Here is a 4,598-nt window from a genome sequence, read left to right as displayed (position 1 = left end):
AAATTGGCTGGGATGAGGGGCGGAGTTCAACGGTTTATGGTTATCGAGTCCATGAAGGTATTTGTCCAATCTTTGTGACTTACGCTAAATCAGATGATATTGATGCCAGCATTAACTATGAGGATCGCTTTATCAGTACGGATATCTTTGAATGGTATAGCCGTCATAACGTTAAGATGACTGATAAGGAAATGGTTCAGATCTTGAGTGGTAAAACGACAATTCACCTGTTCATTAAGAAAAACGATGATGAAGGGAATGGGTTTTACTACTTTGGTGAGGTTAGTGTGGCGGATGCTGAACAGGAGACTTTCCAGGTTAGTGAAGAGAAGGTTGAGCCGATTGTGCGGGTGATGTTGCGGTTGAAAGAGGCAGCGCGGTATGATCGGTATTTGTTGTTTGAGAAGTGAAGTAGAAATTAATAGCGTTAAAACTAAAAGATTAGATATAGTTAAAATGTTAGAATTTGAAATATTGTTCAATAAGTAACTCTAAATTAGAGAATGAAAATCACTACGCTGAAGATAGCCCGAAATTATTAATAATGAAATAATAGTTAAGAAGGGAATTTATGTTATGCCGAAGGTACCGGTTGAAAAAATGGTTAGTGTCGAGTTTCTTCATAGTAAGATATCTAATGTAACTAAAGATGCAATACAGAGTTCATTGATAGAACTTCGAGCCAATCTATCACAAGAAAACACAGAGGAAAATAATAAGGCATTTATAAGAGACTTTATTCGCGATATAGGTTTTAAAAAACAAAAGTATACGGTTGCATCTAAAGATAAATATGATCTTGCGATATACAATCGCAAAGGAATTTATGTTCTAATTGAAACGAAAAAAATTAATTCTTCTGAAATGATTACTGAAGAAAATCTTAATAAAAAAGCATTTCAGGAATCATTACTTTATTTTATGCGAGAGTTTGTAAATAATCATAATCATGCTTTAACATATTCCATTATTACGGATGGAGTAAATTGGTTTATTTTTGATGTGAATAATGTATTTAAAACCCTGTTTGCAGAAGATAAGAAGTTTCTAGCCGATTATAAAGCAGCCCAAATTGATAAGTCTAGTTTGGATACAAAAACTAATGAGTTTTACGAAAATATTGCTCGACCTCAAATAGCGACCGTTTCTGATAAAATTGAATATGTTCATTTTAATTTATCAGATATGTTTACTCAAAAAGATACCATAAAGTGGAATGTAGTAAATAAATTTTATAAAATAATGGCACCAGTCACTTTAATGAAAAAACGTTTAGTGCGGATCCTAATGAACTAGATAAGGGTTTTTATGATGAATTAATGCATATTTTAGGACTTCAAGAAAAAAAAATTATCCAAAGGAATTGAAAGATTACCTAAAAATAAGCGTGAAGAAGGATCACTTATCGAGTTAATATATTCAGCTTTTGATTCTATTGAGTATCAGTTTACAAACGATGAAGTGAAGTTTGATTATGCTATTAATTTGGCAGTAACTTGGGTTAATCGTTTATTATTTTTGAAATTATTAGAAGGACAACTAATTAACTTTAATGAAAGTAACACCAAGTATGAGTTTGTTAATAGTCGCGTAATTTATGATTTTAATAAATTAAACGAACTTTTTTTTGGAGTTTTAGCAAAACCTGTTTATGATAGAGGTAAATTAACTGAAATTTATAAGAATGTTCCATATTTAAATAGTTCACTTTTTGAAAAATCAGTTGCAGAAAGCACGTTATCTATTAGTCCTGCTCAATTAGATGATGATGTGCTAATAGGGATTTATACAAAATCAGTTTTAAAGAAAAGGTTAGCAAAAAATACCAATAAATTACCAACTTTAGAATACTTATTACTATTTTTAAATTCATATACTTTTGATACGGATGCATCAAAAGTGAATGGAGAGAATTTAATTAATTCATCGGTATTAGGCTTGATATTTGAAAAAATTAATGGGTATAAAGATGGGTCTTACTATACACCTGGATTTGTAACTTCATTTATGTCTAGAAATGCTATTAATAAAGCAATTGTTGCCAAATTTTCTGAACACGGGTGGAAAGTTCAATCAATTTTAGACATTCAAAAGAGTATCACTAAAGAAAATAGTGAGGATGCATTAAGTATATTAAAAGACTTTAAATTGGTTGATCCAGCGGTTGGATCGGGGCACTTTTTAGTTTCGTCGTTGAATTATCTCGTTTTTTTAAGATATTATTTTAATTTAATGACCAATACTTTTAGTCTTCATTTTAATATGGAAATTGTAAACGACGAATTGGATATATTTGATGGTGAGGGAAATGGTTTTACTTATAATAGGGGAGTTGATAACTCATTAAAAATCCAAAAAGAACTTTTTTCAACAAAATTAGATATTATTGAGAATAACCTTTTTGGAGTTGATATTAATCAAAATTCTGTTGATATAACTAGGTTGAGATTATGGATTGAACTTCTAAAAAATTCGTATTATGAGGATGGGCAGTTAGTAACTATGCCAAATCTTGAAATGAATATTAAAGTAGGTAACTCAGTGGTTTCAAGGTATGAACTCCGTGAGAGTTTATCAAAAATGACTCAAAATACGAATTTAAGTGTGTCGGAATTTAAAAGTATTGTTCAAAGATACCGAAATACACACGACAAAGGTGAAAAACGTAGCTTAGAGCATATAATTCATAAATTTGTACAACAAATTAGATCAATTCTAACCCAAAGACAGAGTAGAAATAGAAATAAAAATTTCCAACAGTTAAATGAATTAAAGAAGAGTGTTTCATTATTAGATACTCCAATCGATCGAAAAGCAAAAAGAAGAGAAATTAAGTCTTTAACAAAAAAGATAAATGAACAAAAAAAATTCTACGATAATGCGGATAGTAGTTTGTTCTTGAATTCTTTTGAGTGGAGATTCGAATTTCCAGAAGTTCTTGATGAACAAGGAAAATTTAAAGGTTTTGATTTAGTTATTGCTAATCCTCCGTATATTGGAATGCAGGATCATGCGAAAATATTTCATGAAGTAGATGCAACGCAATTAGGCAAAAGATTCTCTAGCGGTAAAAATGACTTTTTTTTATTATTTTATGCACTTAGCAATAGATCTTTTAAAAGATCAAGGAATTTTAGGGTTTATAACGACCAATTATTGGGTGACTGCAACCTATGCTGATAAATTACGTGAAGATTTACGCGAACGGACAAATTTATTATCATTTTATAATTTTAATGAATTAAAATTTTTAGCTCTGCCAAGGGTCAGCATAATATGATTACTTTTGCAAAGAAAAGAACTTTGGAGAGCGTAAAGAAGGGAGTACAAAGTACATTAATATCGGTTACTTCTACAAATGAGCAAGGAACAGCAAGCAATCAAATTTTTGAGGAGATTGTAAACAATAAAAATAAAAAAACGTCAACTAGAGATGTTGTACCTAAGAAGTTTTTTGATAAAGAGTCAGGATATTTTTTATTAACTGAAGATAACCCATTACTAAAGGCTTTAGAAAAAAAAATATCTTTAAATTCTATTGCGGATACCAATCAAGGGATTACTACAGGAAGTAATGATACGTTTGTTTGGGATGAGTCATTATTCGAAACAGTTAATCTAAACAGTTACGAAAAATTACTATTTAAACCCTTAATTCGCGGCAGCGAGTTAGTGGAACCAACAGCAAGTTCGTTAAGTTCTCAGAAATCTTTTATAATGTATATGTCAACCAAAACGACAAATATTGATCGAACGCCAAACTTAAAATCTTTTATTGAAAATTCGAAAGATTATGTTCGAATTCATGAAAGAGCAATCGAAGAACGTAATGAAGGCGATCAATATTATTTATGGAGAGAGCGAAATTCTCAAATATTTAAGAGAACATCAATTTATTATCAAAAAAGAACTCAAAATCCTATGTTTACGCTTAATGATAAAGGTTTTTATATTAAAGATGATGCTTACGCAATAACTTTAAAGAATCCCAATGAAGATGATGCACTTATATTGTTGACCGTTTTAAATTCGACGTTTACGCATTTTTGGTTAGTTGCTAAAGGAAGGAAGAAAGGAAAATCATTGGAATTATATCCTGAGGTAATAAGAACTTTACCGGTTCCTAATTTGAAATTAATCAGTAAAGAGGACTTGCAACAAGTTAAATTGGCGGTTAAACAATTGGATCGGAGGGACTTTAAATTGTTTGCAAACAAAAAAGTAGCAGAGTGGTTTTCATTACCGGGAGTGGTAGATGAAATGGAAGAGTATATTAATAATAATCAATAAACAATTTTAATACTGTCAAAGAATTGTGATTTATAAACACGAACTAACTATTGGTCCGAAATATGTTCAGTTATAGTGATTACAATGTCGCATGGTAATTTCGTTAAATAGTTGGTAGGTAGGAAAATAATTTTGGAAAATAAAACTGTTTGAGAATAGATCGTAATTAAATGTATTAAAACGTAAAGTGGACCATCCTTGTCATCGGAAGGTCCACTTTTATATTTTACGCGCTTACGAAAAACCGCCATTTACAAAACACAAAAACGGGCTAACTCAATTATGAGGAGGTCCGTTTTGTGTTTTGT

5 protein-coding genes and 1 pseudogene are annotated in these 4,598 nt (G+C 30.6%); all 6 read left to right on the top strand.

Features of this window, described 5'->3' with window-relative positions:
- The coding region (locus JCM2765_RS16005) for a DUF3427 domain-containing protein (RefSeq protein ID WP_156301839.1) at window positions 1–410 on the top strand (410 nt) is incomplete at its 5' end.
- A gap of 166 nt (window positions 411–576) precedes the next feature.
- Window positions 577–1,296 carry a DUF7149 domain-containing protein gene (locus JCM2765_RS16000; RefSeq protein WP_054737539.1) on the top strand — a complete coding sequence of 240 codons (720 nt, stop codon included), beginning with the start codon at window positions 577–579 and terminating at the stop codon, window positions 1,294–1,296.
- A 57-nt stretch (window positions 1,297–1,353) separates the two neighbouring features.
- Window positions 1,354–1,887: pseudogene (locus JCM2765_RS19340) on the top strand (type IIG restriction enzyme/methyltransferase); the annotation flags it as partial.
- Window positions 1,888–2,007: 120 nt separating this feature from the next.
- Window positions 2,008–3,180, top strand: coding sequence for an Eco57I restriction-modification methylase domain-containing protein (locus tag JCM2765_RS17510; protein ID WP_439646182.1), 1,173 nt, complete (start codon window positions 2,008–2,010; stop codon window positions 3,178–3,180).
- Window positions 3,095–3,280, top strand: a complete 186-nt coding sequence (locus JCM2765_RS19335) for an Eco57I restriction-modification methylase domain-containing protein (RefSeq protein WP_162231437.1) — start codon at window positions 3,095–3,097, stop codon at window positions 3,278–3,280. Before JCM2765_RS17510 ends, JCM2765_RS19335 begins: the two co-directional genes overlap by 86 nt.
- Window positions 3,277–4,290, top strand: a complete 1,014-nt coding sequence (locus tag JCM2765_RS15990; protein WP_054737537.1) for a TaqI-like C-terminal specificity domain-containing protein — start codon at window positions 3,277–3,279, stop codon at window positions 4,288–4,290. Before JCM2765_RS19335 ends, JCM2765_RS15990 begins: the two co-directional genes overlap by 4 nt.
- Window positions 4,291–4,598: the final 308 nt, after the last annotated feature.

The organism is Secundilactobacillus similis DSM 23365 = JCM 2765 (assembly GCF_001311075.1).
Taxonomy (GTDB): domain Bacteria; phylum Bacillota; class Bacilli; order Lactobacillales; family Lactobacillaceae; genus Secundilactobacillus; species Secundilactobacillus similis.
This window is presented reverse-complemented; position numbering and strand designations above follow the sequence as displayed.

Excerpts from the sequence above, each read along its gene's own strand:
- JCM2765_RS19335 (WP_162231437.1), top strand. The coding sequence starts at position 3,095 with ATGCACTTAGCAATAGATCTTTTAAAAGATCAAGGAATTTTAGGGTTT.
- JCM2765_RS17510 (WP_439646182.1), top strand. The coding sequence starts at position 2,008 with ATGTCTAGAAATGCTATTAATAAAGCAATTGTTGCCAAATTTTCTGAA.
- JCM2765_RS16000 (WP_054737539.1), top strand. The coding sequence starts at position 577 with ATGCCGAAGGTACCGGTTGAAAAAATGGTTAGTGTCGAGTTTCTTCAT.
- JCM2765_RS15990 (WP_054737537.1), top strand. The coding sequence starts at position 3,277 with ATGATTACTTTTGCAAAGAAAAGAACTTTGGAGAGCGTAAAGAAGGGA.